Origin of the sequence: Hydrogenophaga sp. (assembly GCF_019635465.1) — a bacterium.
In the GTDB taxonomy this organism is placed as follows: Bacteria; Pseudomonadota; Gammaproteobacteria; order Burkholderiales; family Burkholderiaceae_C; genus Hydrogenophaga.
This window is the reverse complement of record NZ_JAHBZK010000007.1, coordinates 143,197-160,461: the sequence shown is the minus strand read 5'-3', so window position 1 is coordinate 160,461 and position 17,265 is coordinate 143,197. Positions and strand designations below refer to the sequence as shown.

Here is a 17,265-nt window from a genome sequence, read left to right as displayed (position 1 = left end):
GCCCGCATTCAAGCTCAGACCTTGGGCAGGTCGTAGAACGCCGCGATGGCGTCCCAGGCGGTCTGCGGGTCGTCCACGTAGCGCAGCAACTGCAGATCCTCGGGTGAGATGGTGCCTTCTTCGACCAGCAGGTCGAAGTTGATCAGGCGCTTCCAGTAGTCGCTGCCATACAGCAGGATCGGCACCGGCTTGGCCTTCTTGCACTGCACCAGGGTGATCACCTCAAACAGCTCGTCGAGCGTGCCGAAGCCACCCGGGAAGGCGAGCAAAGCTTTCGCGCGCATCATGAAGTGCATCTTGCGCAGCGCGAAGTAGTGGAACTTGAAGCTCAGCTCGGGCGAGATGTAGGGATTGGCCGACTGCTCGTGCGGCAGCGCGATGTTGAGCCCCACATTGGGTGCGCCTTCGTCGTGCGCGCCGCGGTTGGCGGCTTCCATCACGCCCGGCCCGCCGCCGGTGCAGATGAACAGCTGTTCGTGCTTGGCGCAGCGCGCGCTGTAGCGCGCCACGATGCGTGCGAACTCGCGGGCCCGGTCGTAGTAGTGCGCGTTGCGCACCATGGCGCGGGCCTTGTGCAGGGCACGCGCGTCGCCTTCTTCCTCGGCGGCGGCCAGCATGGCTTCGGCCTCGCCCTGCTCGCGAAAGCGCGCGCTGCCGAACACGACGATGGTGTTTTCGATGCCGAGCTGCTGCTGCGCCAGATCGGGCTTGAGCATTTCCAGCTGGAAGCGGATGCCGCGCGTCTCGCGCCGCAGCAGGAATTCGGGGTCGGCGAAGGCCAGTCGGTAGGCGTCGGCGTGCAGCGCCTGACCGCTGTCGGAATGGGCCTGCAGCTCGGCCCAGGCGTCGGCCAGGCGGCGTTCGGTGATGTCTTGGTTGGCTTGCATGGAGATGTCCCCCGTTCTGTTCGTGTTCAGAGCCCGATGGCCAGCGCCAGTGGCACAAAGACCACCGCCAGCGCATTGCCCACCATGATGGAAGCGGCCACCTTTTCGGGCTCCTGATGGTAGCGATCGGCCAGCATGTACTGAATGACGGCCGGGGGCAAGGCGGCAAACAGCAGCAGCTGCGCGCGCGCTGCGCCCTCGACGCCCAACGCCCAGGCCAGCGGAATGCCGATGGCCAGGCCGATCAAGGGCCGCGCCAGCGCGCCCAGCAGGCCCAGCACCATGCCCTCACGGGTGAGGGCGGTCAGGCGCGCGCCGAGCGCGAACAGCATCATGGGCAGCAGCGCATCGCCCAGCAGCTTCAGGCCCGAGAGCACCACCTCGGGCGGGCGCACCTCGGTGAAGGCGCTGGCAAAGCCGAGCAGTGTGCCGATCATCAGCGGGCTGGTGAGCAGGTCGCGCGTGCGCGCCGCGTTGCTGGTGATGCGCGCCCCGAGCGAGAAATGCAGCAGGTTGCTGACCGAGAACAAGGCCACCGCCGCGCCGAAGTTCTCCTGCCCGAAGGCCAGCAGCGCCAGCGGCAGACCCATGTTGCCGCAGTTGTTGAACATGACCACCGGCACCAGCGTGCGCGGCTGCGCGCCAAAGGCCCGGGCCAGCGGCCAGGCCATTAAGCCGCTGCCGAGTATGAGCACAGTGGCGCCGATCAGCAGCGGCACGTGGTCGCCGATGACGAAGCTGCGCGAGGCCAGGGCCGAATACACCAGCAGCGGCGCCAGTACATCGAGCGCAATGCGGTTGAAGCTGGTGAGGTCGGGCGCCTTGCGGCGCGCGTAACCGTAGCCGATGGCCACGATCAGGAACACCGGGATGATGACGTCGGCAATGCGGCTGAGCAGGTCCATGGGGGCTCAATGCAGAAGGGCTCCGTGTGGAGCCCTTGCGTACGAATACGTCAGAGGAAGAATCCTGTTTCGGCGCCGGGCCGCCCCAGGCCGAAACGCGCCCCCTCGGGGGGCAGCGACCCGCGCAGCGGCGGAGCGTGGGGGCTCATCAGACGCGTTTGCGGTATTCGCCGGTGCGGGTGTCGATCTCGATGCGATCACCCTGGCTCACGAACAGCGGCACGGGGACTTCGAAACCGGTAGCGATCTTGGCCGGCTTGAGCACCTTGCCCGAGGTGTCGCCCTTGACGGCGGGTTCGGTCCAGGTGATTTCGCGCTCGACGCTGGTGGGCAGTTCAACCGAGATGGCCTTGCCTTCGTAGAACACCACTTCGACGGCCATGCCGTCCTCAAGGTAGTTGAGCGCATCGCCCATGTTCTCGGCTTCGACTTCGTACTGGTTGTAGTCGGTGTCCATGAACACGTACATGGGGTCGGCGAAGTAGGAGTAGGTGCACTCCTTGTGGTCCAGGATGATCTGGTCCATCTTGTCGTCGGCCTTGAACACGACTTCGGTGCCGATGTTGCCCAGCAGGCCCTTGAGCTTCATGCGGACGGTGGCGGCGCCACGGCCACCACGGGCGTACTCGGTGCGCAGGACGATCATCGGGTCCTTGCCGTGCATGATCACGTTGCCGGCGCGGATTTCTTGGGCGATTTTCATAGGGGGTTCCGGTGAGGCGCTCGGGCGCTGGGCACCGATGCGCGGGGTAGGGGCCTGGGTCTGGCGCCCGGCCGGTGGTCGCAAAGCCCGCGATTTTAGCCCTTTGTGGCGACGAATCCCGCCAACTGGGTGGCCAGGTCGGCCTGAGCCAGCAGTCGGGCCCGGGCCGCCTGCACCACGGGGCGCCAGCTGTCCACCGTCGTCCAGCCGGGCCAGGCGGCGCCGGGCTCGATGCCGTTCCACTGCCGGTGCAGGGTCCGCAGGCTGACCGGCGCGTCCAGCCAGTCCAGAAACGCGTCGAGTTTGGCGTGGTGCGCGTCATCGTGCTGGGGGTAGATGTGCCAGATGAAGGGCTGTCCCGCCCACAGCGCGCGCACCAGCGAATCCTCGCCGCGCACGAAGTTCAGGTCGGCGGCCCACAGCAGCTCGTCGAAGCCGGGCTGATCGAGGTAGGGCAGGGTCTGGCGGCTGGCGCCGGTCGCCAGGGGCAGGTGATGACTCGCTGCTGCCGCCCGGCCGGGCGTCACCAGCCAGTGGGTGGGCGCCTCGGCCATCACCGCGGGCAGCGCAGCGGGCTCGTAGCAGAACAGCACGCTCAGGCGTTCGTCGGGCTTGAGACCATGACCGGCGCGCCAGCGGTCGCGCTCGAACGCGGCCTGTCGCGCGGCGAGGTCGTCCTCGCGCAGCAGGCCACCGGTGCCGTCGGTGAAGCCCGGGTGGAAGAACCACTTGGTCAGGCCGCGCCCGGGCCCGTGCATCACCGGTGAGGGCAGGCCGTGCTGACGCCGTACGAAGGCCTCGGCGCTCAGGTATTCGAGGTTGAGCCAGACCGGGTCCCGGGTGCGCGCGGCCACGAAGGGCTCGGGCAGCTCGCAGCCAAAGCCCTCGATCCAGACATCGCCCGGGGTCAGCCCATGCGGGTCGAAGGGCTCGCTCCAGCGCAGCACCTGCACGCCGGGCGCACCTTGCGGTGCCATCCAGGCCAGCGCGGTGGGATCGTCGATCCACAAGCGCACGCTGTGGCCGCGCGCACCCAGCTGGGCCGCCAGCCGCCAGCACACACCCACGTCGCCGAAGTTGTCGATGACGCGGCAGAACAGATCCCACACCGGGTGCGAAGGCTTCGCCATGGCCGCGATGATGCCCGAGGCCATCGGCGCCTTGCCAAGGCCACAATACGCGCCCATGGCCGACGACGTGCATTCCGAACAACTGCTCAGCGAAGTGGCGGCGCTGCCTGCGCTGCCCGGCGTGTACCGATATTTCGACGCCCAGGGCCAGCTGCTGTACGTGGGCAAGGCGCGCAACCTCAAGAAGCGCGTGTCGAGTTACTTCCAGAAGAACCACGACGGCACACGCATTGGCCATATGGTCAGCCGCATCGTGCGCATGGAGACCACGGTGGTGCGCAGCGAGGCCGAGGCCCTGCTGCTCGAGAACAACCTCATCAAGACGCTCAACCCGCGGTTCAACATCCTGTTCCGCGACGACAAGAGCTACCCCTACCTCAAGATCACCGGCACCCGCGACGCCGCCAGGTCGGCCGGCCGCAGCACCAGTGCGTCCACGCTGTTTCCGCGCATGGCGTACTACCGCGGCGCGGTGGACAAGCGCCACAGCTACTACGGCCCTTATCCCAGTGCCTGGGCGGTCAAGGAGACCATCCAACTGATGCAGAAGGTGTTCAGGCTGCGCACCTGCGAAGACACCGTATTCGCCAACCGCACGCGGCCGTGCCTTCTGTACCAGATCAAGCGCTGCAGCGGTCCCTGCGTGGACCAGATCCACCAGGGCGACTACCTGCAGGACGTGGCCACCGCCGAGCGCTTTCTGCGCGGCGAGACGCAGTCGGTGCTTCACACGCTGGAGCAGCGCATGCTGGCGCACGCCGAGAAGCTGGAGTTCGAGCAGGCCGCCGAGATCCGCAACCAGATGAGCGCGCTCTCGCGCGTGCTGCACCAGCAGACCATGGAAATGGGCAACGACCAGGACGCAGACATCCTGGCCGTCAAGGTGCAGGGCGGGCGCGCCTGCGTGAACCTTGCCATGGTGCGCGGCGGACGCCACCTGGGCGACCGGCCGTACTTCCCCACGCACGTGGACGACGCCAGCGCCATTGAGGAACTGCTGTCCGAGGGTGCCGATGGCGAAGTCGCCGAGAAGGGCGACCCCGGCGAACGCACCGCCCTGCGCGTGCTGGAGGCCTTCATCGCGCAGCACTACCTGGGCGCGCCCCTGCCTTCGGTGCTGATCACCAGCCACGCCGTGGGCCGGCCGTTGCTCGAGGCCTTGACCGAGCAGACCGGCCAGAAGGTGCACGCCGTGCACAACCCGCGCGAGCACCGACGCCTGTGGCTGGAGATGGCGCAGAAGAACGCCGGTATCGCGCTGGCGCGCCTGCTGGCCGAAGAGGGCAGCCAGCAGGCCCGCACCCGCGCGCTGGCCGAGGCGCTGCAACTGCCCGACGACGATCTGGCGGCGCTGCGCATCGAGTGCTTCGATATCTCACACACCGCGGGTGAATCGACGCAGGCCTCCTGCGTGGTGTTCGAAGACCACAAGCTCCAGAACAGCCAGTACCGCCGCTACAAGATCGACGGCATCACACCCGGCGACGACTACGCGGCCATGCGTCAGGTGCTTACGCGCCGCTACGGGCGCATAGCCGAAGCGCTCAAGGTGGAGGCCGGTGAAGCCGAGGTGGCTGTGGCGGCACCGACAATAGATGTGCCTGCGGCCGAACCCGGGACCGTCGCTGACGCTGACGCTGATGGAGGCGTTGACGCAGCGCCCGCGACCCCGGAGAAGGACATGCCCGCCACCGGCCCCCGCATGCCCGACATCGTGCTCATCGATGGCGGCAAGGGCCAGGTCGGCGTGGCGCGCGAAGTCTTCCAGCAGCTCGGGCTTGACCTGAGCAGCATCGTCGGTGTGGAAAAAGGCGAGGGCCGCAAAGTGGGCCTGGAAGAGCTCGTGTTTGCCGATGGCCGCAGCAAGGTCTACCTCGGCCACGACTCCGCGGCCCTCATGCTGGTTGCCCAGATCCGCGACGAAGCCCACCGCTTCGCCATCACCGGCATGCGCGCCCAGCGCGCCAAGGTGCGCACCGGTGGCAGCCAGCTCGAAGACATTCCCGGCGTTGGCCCAAAGAAGCGGGCGCGCCTGCTGCAACGCTTTGGTGGCGTGCGCGGCGTGGCGGCCGCGAGCGTGGAAGACCTGGCGACGGTGGATGGCATCTCGCTGGAGCTCGCTGAGACGATCTATCGCGGATTGCGTTGAGCCATCGGTGGTACAGCGCGACCGGAGCCTCGGCCTCGCAGGCTTGTGTTACCCGTGTCAGGGTCACCCCCCATAATCCGCCCCCATGTTCTTCAACCTCCCGACCCTGCTGACCTGGGCCCGCATCGTGGCCATTCCGCTCATCGTGGGGGTGTTCTACCTGGAAGCGCTCACCACGGCAGAGCAGAACCTGGTGGCGACGGCGATGTTCATCGTCTTCGCCCTCACCGACTGGGCCGACGGCTACCTGGCGCGCAAGCTCAACCAGACCTCGGCCTTCGGTGCCTTTCTGGACCCGGTGGCCGACAAGTTTCTCGTTTGCGCGAGTTTGCTGGTGCTGGTGCACATGGACCGCGCCGACGTGTTTGCGGCGCTGATCATCATCGGTCGCGAGATCGCGATTTCGTCGCTGCGTGAATGGATGGCCATCATCGGCGCCACCAAGAGCGTGGCGGTGCACATGATCGGCAAGGTCAAGACCTCGGTGCAGATGGTGGCGATCCCGTTCCTGCTCTACGACGGGCGTTTGTTCGGTGTGATTGACACAAACCTGTGGGGCGAATGGTTGTTGTGGGCCTCGGCCATCCTGACCGTGTGGTCGATGGTGTACTACCTGCGCAAGGCCCTGCCCGAAATCCGCGCCCGCGCCCGCTGAAGCGGCGCACGCACTTCCATCGCTTCTGACGTGACCGCTTCTGCCAATGACAACGCGTGGCTGCGCGCCATGCCCTGGGTGTTCGTGCTGATCTGGAGCACGGGCTTCATCGTGGCCCGCTTTGGCATGCCGCATTCACCGCCGTTGTCGTTTCTGGCAACGCGTTATGCGCTGTCCATCCTGTGCTTTTTGCCCTGGATCCTGATCGCAGGGGTGAAGTGGCCCGCCAATCGGCGGCAATGGTGGCACCTGTCGGTCGTCGGTGTGCTCATGCATGCGGGCTACCTGGGTGGGGTCTGGGCGGCCGTCAAGGCGGGCATGGGCTCGGGCCTGTCGGCGTTGATCGTCGGGCTGCAGCCAGTGCTGACCGCGATCTGGCTCACGGTGATGGGTGGTGCACAGCAACACGTCTCCAAGCGGCAATGGCTTGGCCTGTTGCTGGGCTTTGCGGGCCTGGTGCTGGTGGTGTGGCGCAAGCTGGTTGAAGGCTCGCCGGGCGACCACGCCAACGCCGAGAACCTGAGCTATGCGGTGTTCGCGCTGTTTGCCATCACCGCAGGCACGCTGTACCAGAAGCGTTTCGTGCAGGCCTGCGACGTGCGCACCGCCAACACGGTGCAGCTCATTGCGGCATTCGCGGTCACCTTGCCGCTGGCGCTGCTCGAGCACGAAGCCATGGACTTCACCGGCTCGTTCGTGGGCGCCATGGCCTGGTCGGTGCTGGGTCTCACGCTGGGCGGCAGTTCGTTGCTGTACCTGTTGATCCAGCGTGGTGCCGCCGCGTCGGTGGCCAGCCTGATGTACTTGGTGCCGCCTTGCACGGCGGTGCTGGCCTGGCTGCTGTTTCGCGAGCCCATCACGCCGCTGACCGTGGCCGGTATTGCGGTCACCGCTTTTGGCGTGAGCCTGGTCGTGCGCGCCCCGCGCTAGTTGGCGCAGCGGGCCGCCAGGGCTCGCCCTCGAATTCCGCGGCCAACGCCGCCACCAGCAGGCGAATGCGCTTGGGCGACTGTGCTCGCCACGGCGCCAGCCAGTGGATGTCGGCGTCGCGGTGGCTCCAGGCGGGCAGCACGCGCACCAGCTCACCGCTGGCCAACTGCGGTGCGATGTCCCACAGGCTGCGCAGCATGATGCCCTGACCCGCCAGGCACCAATCGCGCACCAGTTCACCCGAATTGCTCGACAGCGGCCCGGCGACGGCAACCCGGCGTCGCCCGGGATCGCCATCGCGCTGCAGGGCCCAATGGTCCTGCCGGTGCTGTCCTGCGTCGGTGTGCTCGCGAACCACCAGGCAGTGGTGCATGGCCAGGTCGTCGGGCGTTTGCGGCACGGCGTGCACCGCCAGGTAGCTGGGTGCTGCAACCAACACTCTGCGGTTGGGCGCGAGGCGCCGCGACACCCATTCGCCGGCGCGCTGGTCGGGTGCTTGCCACAACCACACCGCGCCGTCGAAGCCTTCGGCCGACAGATCGGGCAGACGCTCGGTGAGCTGCAGGTCGATGGACACCGCCGGGTGTCGTTGCTGAAAGCGGGCCAGTGCAGGCCCCAACCAGCGCCGACCGAAGCCGAAGGTGGCGGCCAGGCGGATCGGACCTGCCGGTTCGGCCTGTCGCTCACGCAGTTCGTCTTCAAGGGCTTCAAAGCCGCGCAACAGCTCGGCGGCGCGGAGCGCCAGCGATTCGCCTTCGGCCGTGGGCGTGACCTTGCGCGTGGTGCGCTGAAACAGCCGCACTCCCAGCGACGCTTCGAGCGTGGCCAGGCGGCGAGTGATGGCCGATGGCGTCAGGCCCAGTGTCTGTGCCGCCATGGCGAGGCTGCCTTGTTGGGAGACGGTGAGCACCATCTGAAGATCGGCGCGGTCCATTTGTTGCGTTTGGCTCAAGAATGAATGCACGCATTATTGCGAATGAAACCGCTACAGTCGTGCCCGTTCCTGTTGCCCCAATGTGAGGAGACCCCATGAGCAAGCACCGCATCGCGGTCATCGCCGGCGACGGCATCGGCACCGAAGTCATGCCCGAAGGCCTGCGCGCGCTCGAAGCCGTGGCCACGCGCTTCGGCATTGATCTGAAGTTCGACCACTTCGACTTCAGCAGCTGCGACTACTACGAACGCCACGGCAAGATGCTGCCCGACGACTGGAAGGACCAGATCGGCGGACACGACGCGATCTATTTCGGTGCGGTGGGCTGGCCCGACAAGGTGCCCGATCACGTGTCGTTATGGGGTTCGCTGCTGATGTTCCGGCGCGAGTTCGACCAGTACATCAACCTGCGCCCGGCGCGGCTCATGCCCGGTGTGACCGCACCGGTGGTGCGACGCGACGGCAGCCCGCGCGCGCCCGGCGAGATCGACATGGTTATCGTGCGTGAGAACACCGAGGGCGAATACAGCAGTGTGGGTGGCCGCATGTACGCCGGCACGCCGCGCGAGGTCGTCATCCAGGAGACCGTCATGTCGCGCCACGGAGTCGACCGTGTGCTGCGCCACGCATTTGAGCTGGCGCGTTCGCGCCCGAAGAAGCACCTGACCAGTGCGACCAAGAGCAACGGCATCGCCATCACCATGCCTTACTGGGACGAGCGCGTGGCCGAGATGGCGAAAGGGTATCCCGATGTAACGGTCGACAAGTTCCACATCGACATCCTCACGGCGCACTTTGTCCAGCGTCCCGACTTCTTCGACGTGGTGGTGGGCAGCAACCTTTTCGGTGACATCCTCTCCGACCTCGGCCCGGCGTGCACCGGCACCATCGGCATTGCGCCGAGTGCGAACCTCAACCCGGACCGCACCCATCCGTCGCTGTTCGAGCCGGTGCACGGCTCCGCGCCGGACATCGCCGGCAAGGGCATCGCCAACCCGATCGGCCAGATCTGGTGCGGGGCGCTGATGCTGGACTTTCTGGGGCATCGCGAGGCACACGACGCGGTGATGCGCGCGATTGAGGCGGCGCTGGAGCCCAAGAGTGGTGCACCGCGCACGCCCGATCTGGGGGGTAGCGCCGGCACCAGCGACCTGGGTCGCGCCATTGCGTCGCTCATTTGACGACTTTCATGGAAAGTCCGTAGGCCGCAGCCCTGCTGGGCTGCGCGTCTGTGCGACTAGAATCGCCGCTCGTGTGGCCCACGCACCTCAGAGCCGGTCGCTTTGTTGACACGCTTTGCGGCACGTGGGTCTAATCGTTCGCGGCGCGTGCCCCAGTCTTCATGGTTGCGGCTTGCGCCCCCCCGGGCGTACCGGCTTTGCCACGCAGCGCACGTTGCCAGCAGCCCGCCACACAACCCAACTTTTCCATTTCAAGAGGGGCTCTTCGTGAACAAAACTGAACTCGTCGAACACATCGCCAAGCACGCCGACATTTCCAAGGCTGCGGCGACGCGCGCTCTGGACTCCACCATTGCGGCCATCCGCACCACCCTCAAGAAGGGCGGCACCGTTTCCCTGGTGGGCTTTGGCTCGTTCGGCGTGACCAAACGCCCCGCTCGCAAGGGCCGCAACCCCCGCACCGGCGCCGAGATTAAAATCAAGGCCGCCAAAGTGCCGAAGTTCCGCCCCGGCAAGGCACTGAAAGACGCGGTCAACTGACCTGTTGCACATCGGTTCCAGTGGGTGCTTAGCTCAGTTGGTAGAGCGGCTCTCTTACACGGAGTAGGTCGGCGGTTCGACCCCGTCAGCACCCACCACAAGAAGGCGAACAAGGGTTCGCCTTTTTTGTTGTTCCACTGGTCAACGTCCGTCACTCAGCGCAGGGCGCAGTCATCACAGGGTTTCACGCATGTTCGAGTCCATCCGCGATCGCAAGAAGTACCTCATGGGCTTTTTGCTGATCCTGATCATTCCGTCCTTCGTGCTGTTTGGCATTCAGGGCTACACCAGTTTCTTCGGGCGCGGCGAAGCAGTGGCGACGGTTGACGGCAAAGACATCCTTCGCGAAGAGTGGGATCAGGCCCATCGCCAGGAGGTGCAGCGGCTTCGTGACGCAATGCCGGGGATCGATGCCGCCATGCTCGACAGCGACGCGGTGCGCTACGAGAGCCTGCAGCGCCTGGTGCGCCAGCGCGTGCTGGCCACTGCGGCCACCCAGCTCAACCTGTACACCAGCGATGCGCGCCTGGCGCGTGAACTGCAACAGAACCCGTCGATTGCGGCCCTGCGCAAGTCCGATGGCTCGCTCGACGTTGAAGGCTATCGCCAGTTGCTGGCCCGCCAGGGCATGTCGCCCGAGATGTTCGAGGCCTCGTTGCGCAACGACCTGTCGCAGCGCCAGGTGCTGCAGGCCGTGCAGGGCACGGGCTTCGCCTCGACCGCCATGGCGCGCCCGGTGCTGGACGCGTTCTTCCAGCAACGCGAGCTGCGTGTGAAGACCTTCGCCGCCGGCGACTTTGCGTCGCAGGTCAAGCCCAGCGACGCCGACATCGAGGCCTTCTACAACGACAACAAGGCTTCGTTCCAGGCGCCCGAGCAATCCGACGTCGAGTACATCGTGCTCGACGCGGCAGCGCTGGCCAAAGGCATCAGCTTCACCGATGCCGAACTGCGCAGCTACTACGACCAGAACGCGGCCCAGCTCAGTGGTGCCGAAGAGCGCCGCGCCAGCCACATCCTGCTGACGCTGGCCAAAGACGCCACACCCGAACAGAAGGCCGAGGTGCGCAAGAAGGCCGAGGCGCTGCTCGCGCAGGTCAAGGCCGATCCGTCGAAGTTTGCGGAACTGGCCAAGGCCAACTCGCAGGACCCGGGGTCTGCGGCCAATGGTGGCGATCTCGATTTCTTTGGCCGCGGCGCCATGGTGCCGGCCTTCGAGCAGGCGGTGTTCTCGATGAAGAAGGGCGATATCTCCGACATCGTGGAAACCGACTTCGGCTTGCACATCATTGAGCTCACCGACATCAAGGCGCCGCCTGTCAAGCCGTTCGCCGAGCTCAAGCCGCAGATCGAAGCACAGCTCAAGCAGCAACAGGCTCAGCGCCAATATGCGGAATCGGCCGACACCTTCAGCAACCTGGTCTACGAGCAGGCCGACAGCCTCAAGCCCGCGGCCGATCGCCTGAAGCTGCAGATCCAGACGGCCAAGGACGTGCTGCGCACGCCGGTGCCTGGGCAGACTGGTGTGCTGGCCAACCCGCGTTTGCTTGAAGCGCTGTTCTCGGCCGATGCCATCGACAACAAGCGCAACACCACCGCCATCGAAACCGGCAGCAACCAACTGGTGTCGGCGCGCGTCGTGGCGCACCGTCCTGCGCGCACACTCACGCTCGACGAAGTGCGCGATCAGGTACGTGCCCAGCTCGTGGCCAAACGTTCGGCCGAACTCGCGCGCGAGACCGCCGAGAAGCAGCTGGCAGCCTGGAAGGGTGGCGCCGATGCGGCGGCCATGGGCGCCGCGGTGACGGTTTCGCGCGAGTCGGCCCAGAGCCTCGACCCGCGCGTGCTGGAAGCCGCGCTGAGCGCCGACCCGAACGCCTTGCCCGCGTGGCTGGGTGTCTCGCTGGGCGAGCAGGGCCATGCGGTGGTCGAGGTCACCAAGGTGCTGCCCCGCGCCGAAGCGCCCGAGCAGCGTCTGAGCCAGGAAGTCCAGCAAGTGGGCCAGGGCTGGGCGGCAGCCGAAGGCGAGGCCTATTACGAGATGCTCAAGGAGCGCTACAAAGTGCGCATCCTGGTGCCCAAGCCGGCCAACGCGCTGCGCTGAGAGCGGCATCCGCGGGACGCTATAATGCGCGGCTTGCGGTGGCTGTAGCTCAGTTGGTAGAGTCCCAGATTGTGATTCTGGTCGTCGTGGGTTCGAGTCCCATCAGCCACCCCACCGCATTCCCCACAAAGCCCGGCCTTGCCGGGCTTTTGTTTTGGGCAAAGCGCGATGCCACGACGGTCAGTGGCTGGCGGCTTCGGTCTTGAGTCGATCGATCATGAACTCGGCCGCTTCGAGGATGTGCTTGCGGGCCAGGCGCTCGGCCTTGGCACCGTCGCCAGCGGCCACGGCGGCCAGCAAGGCATCGTGCTGGTCCCAGATGTCGCGCGGTTTTTCGTCGCGCATCAGCACTTCGCCCATCACGCGTTGCGCGTTGGTCCAGTGGGTTTCCATCGCGGGTGCCACCAGCGGGTTGCCACTCAGTGCGTAGATGAAGTCGTGAAACGCCATGTCGGCGTTAATCATGGCGACCACCGAACCACTGGCCACGGCCTTGCGCCCGGCGCGAATGAGGGCGGGCCCTTTGCTGGCCGCCTCCTCGGCGCCGCGCTCGGCGGCCTTGCGAAAGGCCAGGCCTTCGATGACGGCTCGCACGTCGTACATGTGGCGCACGTGTTCGAGGTCGAGCGGCGCCACTTGCAATCCACGCCCGGGCGCGTCGTTGAGCACGCCCTGCTTGCGCAGCAGCGTGAGCGCCTGCTGAATCGGCTGGCGCGACACACCCAGCGCCTGCGCGATCTGCTCCTGGATGATGCGCGCGCCGGGCGGCAGGCGACCCGACGCGATCTCGGCCAGGATGGCGCCGTGCACCTGTTCGACCAGGCTGGGAGCGGCTTGCAGCGATTTCATGGCGGCGATCGTAGCCGCTGCTTGGTCAGTTGCCCGCGCGCCATTGGCGCTCGGCTTCGTCCCAGGCGGCCAGGGGTTGCAGATCGGGCACCCAGGCCAGGCCCGACTTGGCGTCGGATGAGGCGGCCTCAGGCGTGACCACCACGTCGAGCAGCGCGGGGCGGTTGGCCATGGCGCGGGCGATGGCACCGGGCAGGTCTTCGGCGCGCTCCACGCGCTCGGCGTGCATGCCGAAGCCGCGCGCCATGGCGGCGTGGTCGGCAAACTGCAGGTGCGTGCCAACCACCTTGCCATGCGTTTCCTGCTGGTCGCGCACTTCGATGGCCCACGAGCCGTTGTTGGCCACCACGATCAGCACCGGCGCCTTCTGACGCACGGCGGTGTCGATCTCCATGGCATTGAAGCCGAAGGCGCCGTCGCCGGTGGCCACCAGCACGACCTTCTCGGGGTGCACCAGGCTGGCCGCCACACCAAAGGGTGTGCCCACGCCAATGCAGCCCAGAGAACCGGGGTCGAGGTAGGTGCTGGCCGGCAGGCCCACGCGTGCAAAGCTGAGGAAGTCGCCGCCGTCGGCGACAACCACTGCGTCGGCGGGCAGGGCGTCGCGCAACGCCGCGAGCACGCGATTGGGGTGCATGCGGCCGTCGTTGCCGTGGGGTGCATCGCGCATGCCCTTGGCCAGCTTGTCCGAGCGCTGCAGGTGCTGGGCGCGCAGGCCGTGTACCCAGGCCGGGTCGCTGGCGGGTGCGCCCGTCGGAGCGGCGTCGAGGATGGCCTGCAGCGCCAACGCCGGGTCCGCCAGCACCGAGACGCTGCCACGGCGGTTGTCGCGCAGCTCCGCGGCGCAGTCGGCAATGCGCAGAAAGGCGGCGTCGCCAAACACCGCGGGCGAGCCGTAGGCCAGTTGAAAGTCCAGGCGCCGGCCGACCGTGACCACGAGGTCCGCCTGGCCCATCACGGCACCGCGCATGGCGGCCACCACGCCCGGGTGATCGTCACCGATCAGGCCGCGGCTTTCGCCGGTATCGAGGTACGCGGCGTTCAGGCGGGTGAGCAAGGCCGAGAGCGCGGGCCCTGCGCCCTGCGCGCCGCGGCCGCTGATGAACAGCGGGCGCTTGGCACGCCAGAGTGCATCGACGGCGGCGCGCACCGCGTCGGGGTGCGGTGGCGTGCGCGGCACTGCGCGGGCTTCGAACAGCTCGGGCAACTGCATGGCCTTGGCCACGTCGGCGCGCAAGGTGTCGACCGGGAAGTCCAGGTACACCGGGCCTGGCTCACCGCCTTCGCCCTGTGCACGGGCGGCGGCCTCGGCCAGTTCCTGCGGCACCAGGTCGGGGTGGCGCACGGTGCGCGCGTAGCGGGTGATGCTGCGCACGAGGTCGGTGTGCACGATGTCCTGCAGCGCACCGCGGTTTTCCTGCGCGGTGGGCGGCAGACCCGAGAGCACCATCACCGGCGCACGCGCCACGTGCGCATTCGCGATGCCGGTCATGGCGTTGGTCACGCCCGGGCCGGCGGTGACCAGGGCCACGCCCAGGCCGCCTGTGAGCAGTGCCTCGGCATGGGCCATGTAGACCGCGGCGCGTTCATCGCGCACGTCGACGATGCGGATACCTTCGGCGTCCAGCCGCATCCAGATCGGCATGACGTGGCCGCCACACAGGGCATACACGCGCTGGACGCCGCGTTGCTTCAGGAACCGCGCGATCACCGCGGCGGCGGATTGATCGCCGAAAGAGGGAGGGGCCATGCATGTCTCCTGTGGGTTTTGCCGTCCATCGGCGCGCGGGTTCTCAGGGCTTCGCGCCAAGGGTGGTGTGCGGCTACTATATTTGAACTCTGAATTCAGAGTTCATAAATCCGCATCGACTTGCCCCCCAGCCGATGACCGGTAGACCCCGAACCGATCAATCCGCCCAGGAGACAACCCATGAGCCAGTTGCTCACCATCGCCGACGCCATCGCCACGCACGCCCGGCTCACGCCCACCAAGCTGGGCGCGCGCGATTCGACCCGCCGCCTGAGCTACCTGGAATGGCACCGGCGGGCGTCGCAGCTGGGCGCCGGCCTGCTGGGCATGGGCCTGGCCAAAGGCGATCGCGTGGGGGTGGTGGCCTACAACTGCCTGGCGTGGCTGGAGATGTACGTGGCCATGGCGCGCGCCGGGCTGGTGGTGGTGCCGCTGAACTTTCGCCTCACCGGGCCCGAGATGGCCTACATCCTGGGCCACGCCGAGGTGTCGGCGGTGATCGTGGGCCCCGAGTTCTGCGACACGCTCGATGCCATTCGCGCCGAGTTGCCGGTGGCGCCCGAACGCTTCATCGTGCTCGGCGACGCTGTGACCCCGGGGTGGCGCAGCTACGAGAGCGTGGTCGCGCAAGGCAGTGCCGATTTCACCTTCGCGCCGGTGCACCCCGACGACACCTGTGCCTTCATGTACACCTCGGGCACCACCGGCCGGCCCAAGGGCGCCATCCGCAGCCACCGGGGCAGCACCTTGATTGCCCTGGCCACGGCGCTGGAGATGGGTTTCACCCGCGACGACACCGCGCTGCTGGTGATGCCGCTGTGCCACGCCAACTCGCTGTACTTCGGCACCACGTTCATGCACATGGGCGGCACCATCGTGGTCGAGGACCGTCGCAGTTTCGATCCGCAGGCGCTGTTGCAGACGCTGGCAGAAGACCGCGTGACCTTCACCTCGCTGGTGCCCACGCACTACATCATGGTGCTGGCGCTGCCCGACGAGGTGAAGTGCCGCCACGACCTGAGCGCCGTGGCCAAGCTGATGATTTCGTCCGCGCCCGCGCGGCCGGACACCAAGCGCGCCATCCTCGAGCTGTTCCGCAATGGCCGGCTCTATGAGCTCTACGGCTCGACCGAGGCCGGCTGGGTCACGCTGCTGCGCCCCGATGAACAACTGGCCAAGCTGGGTTCGGTCGGGCGGGAATGGGCCGGCAGTGGTGCGATCCGCCTGCTGGACGAGCAGCGCAACGAGGTGGCCGATGGCGAGGTGGGCGAGCTGTTCTCACGCACCGCCTACGCCTTTGACGGCTACTGGCAGAACCCCGACAAGACCGCCGAGGCGTTTGATGGCGAGTGGTGCTCGGTGGGCGACATGGCGCGGCGCGACGAGCAGGGCTACATCTGGCTGGTCGACCGCAAGAGCAACATGATCATCTCGGGCGGCGAGAACGTGTACCCGTCCGAGGTCGAGGGTGTGCTGGGCGCCAACCCCAAGGTGCGCGACGTGGCGGTGGTGGGTGTGCCGCACGACAAATGGGGCGAGGCCGTGCACGCGGTGGTGGTGCTGCACCAGGGGCAGAACGCGACGGTGCAGGAGATGCGCGACTGGTGCCGTGCGCGCCTGGCCGGCTTCAAGTGCCCGACCTCGGTCAGCTTCGTGGCCGATGCCGACATGCCGCGCACGGCCACCGGCAAGGTGCTGCACCGCGTGCTGCGCCAGCAACTGGCGCAAGCCTGAGAGCCCTACGGCCCTTCGCTCAGGTGCGCAGCCCGGGCCAGCAGCCCGCGCGCGCGCCAGCGGCGGCACAGGCCGAACACCACACCAGACGCCGTCCAGCAGATCCAGGCCGTCCAGACGCTGTGGCTTGGCGGGTGCGCACCTCGCCACAGCTGCACCGCGCCCAGCACCGCACCACCCGCCAGCGACAGCCACAGTGCCCATTGGCCGAAGCGCCAGCGCGCGCTGTCTTCCGGCGTGCTGAGACCGGGCCAGGCCAGACCGATGAAGGCGAGGGCGGTGGAGGCGTGGCCGCCGGGAAAGCAACCCCCGGGGCCGCCGTCGCCCGCCACCCACCAGCTCCAGTGCGACACCCAGTGCGCGGTACCGCCGAACTGGTCCAGGTCCCAGGGGCAACTGGTGCCGCTGTGCCGTTTGATGACGTTGACAGCCAGCAAGGCCACCGTGGTCGCCACCGCCATGGTCAGCCGCTCGCGGCGTTCGAACCGCCGCCACCCGGCGATGGGGCGCCAGACCGCGATCCAGACGCCGATCAGCAGCACCGTGCCCGCATTGCGCGCCCAGATGTGGCCGACGGTGGACAACCAGAAGTTGTCGCGTTCGGGAAAACCATGTGCGGTGCCGATGTGCTGCATGACGGCCAGATCCAGACCGCTGAAATCCCACATCACCAGCACGTAGAAGGTCAGCAGCGTCACTGTCCACCACTCGAGCGTGGTGGGCCGGAACACGGCCAGGGGCTTGAAAGGTGCATTCATCCCCCCGATGGCACCACCGGCAGATTAAGTCGACCTTAGATCGCTGTTTGTGCGCA

The 17,265-nt window shown here is 67.2% G+C and carries 15 protein-coding genes and 2 tRNA genes; 9 read left to right on the top strand and 8 right to left on the bottom strand.

Features of this window, described 5'->3' with window-relative positions; all coding sequences use genetic code 11:
- Positions 1–14: 14 nt before the first annotated feature.
- From KF871_RS08355 to earP, 4 genes are all read right to left on the bottom strand, one after another.
- Positions 15–887 carry a TIGR00730 family Rossman fold protein gene (locus tag KF871_RS08355; RefSeq protein WP_291140574.1) on the bottom strand — a complete coding sequence of 291 codons (873 nt, stop codon included), beginning with the start codon at positions 885–887 and terminating at the stop codon, positions 15–17.
- A 26-nt stretch (positions 888–913) separates the two neighbouring features.
- The gene (locus KF871_RS08350; RefSeq protein ID WP_291140571.1) at positions 914–1,792 is read right to left on the bottom strand and encodes an AEC family transporter; all 879 of its coding nucleotides are present in this window, start codon (positions 1,790–1,792) and stop codon (positions 914–916) included.
- A 148-nt stretch (positions 1,793–1,940) separates the two neighbouring features.
- The gene (efp, locus tag KF871_RS08345) at positions 1,941–2,495 is read right to left on the bottom strand and encodes an elongation factor P (RefSeq protein WP_291140568.1); all 555 of its coding nucleotides are present in this window, start codon (positions 2,493–2,495) and stop codon (positions 1,941–1,943) included.
- 95 nt (positions 2,496–2,590) lie between these two features.
- Complete coding sequence (gene earP, locus KF871_RS08340; RefSeq protein ID WP_291140565.1) at positions 2,591–3,625, bottom strand: elongation factor P maturation arginine rhamnosyltransferase EarP; 1,035 nt, start codon at positions 3,623–3,625, stop codon at positions 2,591–2,593.
- A gap of 55 nt (positions 3,626–3,680) precedes the next feature.
- Here earP and uvrC point away from each other — a divergent pair, with 55 nt between their 5' ends.
- The 3 genes from uvrC to KF871_RS08325 all read left to right on the top strand — a co-directional run bounded on the left by uvrC (position 3,681) and on the right by KF871_RS08325 (position 7,359).
- A complete protein-coding gene (gene uvrC, locus KF871_RS08335; protein ID WP_291140732.1) occupies positions 3,681–5,774 on the top strand; it encodes an excinuclease ABC subunit UvrC in 2,094 nt (697 codons plus the stop codon).
- 85 nt (positions 5,775–5,859) lie between these two features.
- On the top strand, positions 5,860–6,429 hold the full coding sequence (pgsA, locus tag KF871_RS08330; RefSeq protein WP_291140562.1) for a CDP-diacylglycerol--glycerol-3-phosphate 3-phosphatidyltransferase: 570 nt from the start codon (positions 5,860–5,862) through the stop codon (positions 6,427–6,429).
- Between the two features lie 69 nt (positions 6,430–6,498).
- Positions 6,499–7,359, top strand: coding sequence for a DMT family transporter (locus KF871_RS08325; protein ID WP_291140729.1), 861 nt, complete (start codon positions 6,499–6,501; stop codon positions 7,357–7,359).
- Here KF871_RS08325 and KF871_RS08320 read toward each other — a convergent pair.
- On the bottom strand, positions 7,316–8,293 hold the full coding sequence (locus tag KF871_RS08320; RefSeq protein ID WP_291140725.1) for a LysR family transcriptional regulator: 978 nt from the start codon (positions 8,291–8,293) through the stop codon (positions 7,316–7,318). The two genes, KF871_RS08325 and KF871_RS08320, sit on opposite strands and share 44 nt — an antisense overlap.
- Positions 8,294–8,388: 95 nt before the next feature.
- Here KF871_RS08320 and KF871_RS08315 point away from each other — a divergent pair, with 95 nt between their 5' ends.
- The 5 genes from KF871_RS08315 (at position 8,389) to KF871_RS08295 (ending at position 12,232) form a co-directional block, all read left to right on the top strand.
- Positions 8,389–9,474, top strand: a complete 1,086-nt coding sequence (locus KF871_RS08315) for a tartrate dehydrogenase (RefSeq protein ID WP_291140560.1) — start codon at positions 8,389–8,391, stop codon at positions 9,472–9,474.
- 267 nt (positions 9,475–9,741) lie between these two features.
- Complete coding sequence (locus tag KF871_RS08310) at positions 9,742–10,014, top strand: HU family DNA-binding protein (RefSeq protein WP_166226995.1); 273 nt, start codon at positions 9,742–9,744, stop codon at positions 10,012–10,014.
- 22 nt (positions 10,015–10,036) lie between these two features.
- Positions 10,037–10,112 (top strand) — tRNA-Val (locus tag KF871_RS08305).
- 92 nt (positions 10,113–10,204) lie between these two features.
- Positions 10,205–12,118 carry a SurA N-terminal domain-containing protein gene (locus tag KF871_RS08300; protein WP_291140552.1) on the top strand — a complete coding sequence of 638 codons (1,914 nt, stop codon included), beginning with the start codon at positions 10,205–10,207 and terminating at the stop codon, positions 12,116–12,118.
- Positions 12,119–12,156: 38 nt separating this feature from the next.
- Positions 12,157–12,232 (top strand) — tRNA-His (locus KF871_RS08295).
- A 66-nt stretch (positions 12,233–12,298) separates the two neighbouring features.
- On the opposite strand, the gene KF871_RS08290 is transcribed toward KF871_RS08295, so the two are convergent.
- Positions 12,299–12,967 carry a GntR family transcriptional regulator gene (locus tag KF871_RS08290; RefSeq protein WP_291140549.1) on the bottom strand — a complete coding sequence of 223 codons (669 nt, stop codon included), beginning with the start codon at positions 12,965–12,967 and terminating at the stop codon, positions 12,299–12,301.
- 25 nt (positions 12,968–12,992) lie between these two features.
- Entirely contained in the window at positions 12,993–14,717 is a 1,725-nt protein-coding gene (locus KF871_RS08285; protein ID WP_291140546.1) for a thiamine pyrophosphate-binding protein, read from the bottom strand.
- A gap of 180 nt (positions 14,718–14,897) precedes the next feature.
- Here KF871_RS08285 and KF871_RS08280 point away from each other — a divergent pair, with 180 nt between their 5' ends.
- Positions 14,898–16,451, top strand: coding sequence for a class I adenylate-forming enzyme family protein (locus KF871_RS08280; RefSeq protein ID WP_291140544.1), 1,554 nt, complete (start codon positions 14,898–14,900; stop codon positions 16,449–16,451).
- A gap of 5 nt (positions 16,452–16,456) precedes the next feature.
- On the opposite strand, the gene KF871_RS08275 is transcribed toward KF871_RS08280, so the two are convergent.
- Positions 16,457–17,209 carry a phosphatase PAP2 family protein gene (locus KF871_RS08275; protein WP_291140542.1) on the bottom strand — a complete coding sequence of 251 codons (753 nt, stop codon included), beginning with the start codon at positions 17,207–17,209 and terminating at the stop codon, positions 16,457–16,459.
- Positions 17,210–17,265: the final 56 nt, after the last annotated feature.